Raw genomic sequence first — 2,005 nt, forward strand, 5'->3', positions numbered from 1 at the left:
TTTTTCACGTAAAACGCCCTTTATACTACCGCGCTTCGCTTGCTTGCCCTGTCTTTGGTGTTGAAGTCTTGCGACTTCAACACCAAAGACAGGGTATATGTTCTCCCACAAACATTTTACTCTAACCCCGTTTACACTTTCAGATCCTGTGTGTTTGAATTTTTCTATTTCCTTAACTCAATCAAAAAAGCCGATTGAATACGTACATACGATTCAACCGGCTTTATTCATCAAAATCCATATTCAGCTTCTTTTGCTGCTCGGATATCCTCCAACGCATTTGTTAAAGTGATTGTATCTTCTATTAACCGATCCATGCGGAACAAAATATCATCATTAACAATTTCTTTACGATGAAAATCTTTTTCCTCAATAAACACATACGATTGAGTCAGTTGACCTTTCATATAAGAAATGATTGGTTTGATTTGGGTCTCAGCAATTAAATAATGTTTCGGTGAGCCGGCTGTGACAACAATGCTCACTACTTTATTCAACAGCGCCTGCTCCGGAAGCAGATCAAAAATATTTTTTAATGTTGCTGGAATTGACGCCTGAAATACAGGCGTTCCAATTATTACAGCATCAGCATCCATAATAGTTTGGGTAACATAACCAGCATCTCCTGTATACTCCAAATAATTCCGTCCATCACTGAATGGAATATCGTACTGTGCTAAATCAAGCATGGTCACTTCAATATCTGGATATTTATCTTTAAAAGTCGTTTGCACATATTGTAATGCTGTCCTGGTTTTTGAACCGACAATCGACCCTTGTAGTAATACGACCTTCATACTTCTTTCTCCTCACTTCTTCTTTGTATATTTACGAACTTCTGGTAATATTTTTTCACCGATCAACTCGATATTTTTCATTAGATTTTCAAAAGGAACACCACCGAAATCAATCTGTGCGATATATCGTTGGTGATTGAATAGCTCATGCTGATAAAGCATTTTCTCAACTATCAATTCAGGGCTTCCGATATTCATTACATCCCGCGGATCAGCCCCTTGAGCGAAATGCTGTTTCGGATAACCGCGTCCGTTCGTCAACTTCATCCCTTCATTAATATGGGGATAATACGCGCGTTGTGCTTCCTGAGTCGTTTCTGCAGTATAAAACAATCCTGCAGTCGCTACTGGTAGCTGTTCCGGAATATGACCTTGTCCCCGAGCAGCCTCACGATAAGCATCAATCGAATATTTGAAACTTGTCGCAGGACCACCTAAAGTTGCTAAGAACATAGGTACCCCTTGATAACCTGCTTTAATCGCACTAGCAGGCGGTCCTCCTACCGCACGCCATATCGGCAGTTTACCTTTCGTTGGTCGTGGAAGGACTTCCGCATCCTTTAACGGTGCACGAAACTTCCCTTCCCATGTAACTTTCTCTTCCTCATTAATCTTTAACAGTAATTCAAATTTTTCTTCAAACAATTCTTCGTAATCTCTTACATCATAACCCAGCAGCTCAAACAGGCCAATTCGTGAAGCTCTACCTGCTATGATTTCTGTGCGTCCTTCAGATATTAAATCGATCGTTGCAAAATCTTCAAACACCCGGACCGGGTCTGATGTACTAATGATTGTACTTGAGCTTGCAATCTTAATCTTTTCGGTAGCTTGGGCTATTGCCGCCAGAACTACTGAATGCGCCTGGGTAGTGAAATATTCTTGATGACTTTCCCCCACACTGAAAAAATCAATCCCGGCTTGTTCCGCCAGCTTTGCAAGTTCAATGATCTCTTTGATACGCTGACCTGCAGGTATCCTCTTTCCTGTATGCGGATTAGAAATATGATCACCCAACGTATAAATTCCAAACTCCATTCCCAACTCAGGTTGTATTCCATAGGATTCCATATATATTCCACCTCGTATATTATGTTTAGGCACTTAGTTTCCGCCTATTATTTCCCTTGTTAATCAACCTGTTGATATGTCAAATGACTTGGACGCTCTGGGATATTCCTAGATAATGGTCTTAGGATCATTTGGGA

2 protein-coding genes are annotated in these 2,005 nt (G+C 40.5%); both read right to left on the reverse strand.

Annotated features, from left to right (window positions below; translation table 11 throughout):
* Nucleotides 1–230: 230 nt before the first annotated feature.
* A complete protein-coding gene (locus M3210_RS19745; RefSeq protein ID WP_251517980.1) occupies nt 231–797 on the reverse strand; it encodes an NADPH-dependent FMN reductase in 567 nt (188 codons plus the stop codon).
* A gap of 12 nt (nt 798–809) precedes the next feature.
* A complete protein-coding gene (locus M3210_RS19750; RefSeq protein ID WP_251517982.1) occupies nt 810–1,868 on the reverse strand; it encodes an LLM class flavin-dependent oxidoreductase in 1,059 nt (352 codons plus the stop codon).
* Nucleotides 1,869–2,005: the final 137 nt, after the last annotated feature.

It is taken from the genome of Oceanobacillus luteolus (assembly GCF_023715655.1).
GTDB classification, from domain to species: domain Bacteria; phylum Bacillota; class Bacilli; order Bacillales; family Amphibacillaceae; genus Oceanobacillus; species Oceanobacillus luteolus.

What these genes read in the sequence shown, in the direction of transcription:
- M3210_RS19750 (WP_251517982.1), bottom strand. Translation starts at nt 1,868, where the DNA reads ATGGAATCCTATGGAATACAACCTGAGTTGGGAATGGAGTTTGGAATT.
- M3210_RS19745 (WP_251517980.1), bottom strand. Translation starts at nt 797, where the DNA reads ATGAAGGTCGTATTACTACAAGGGTCGATTGTCGGTTCAAAAACCAGG.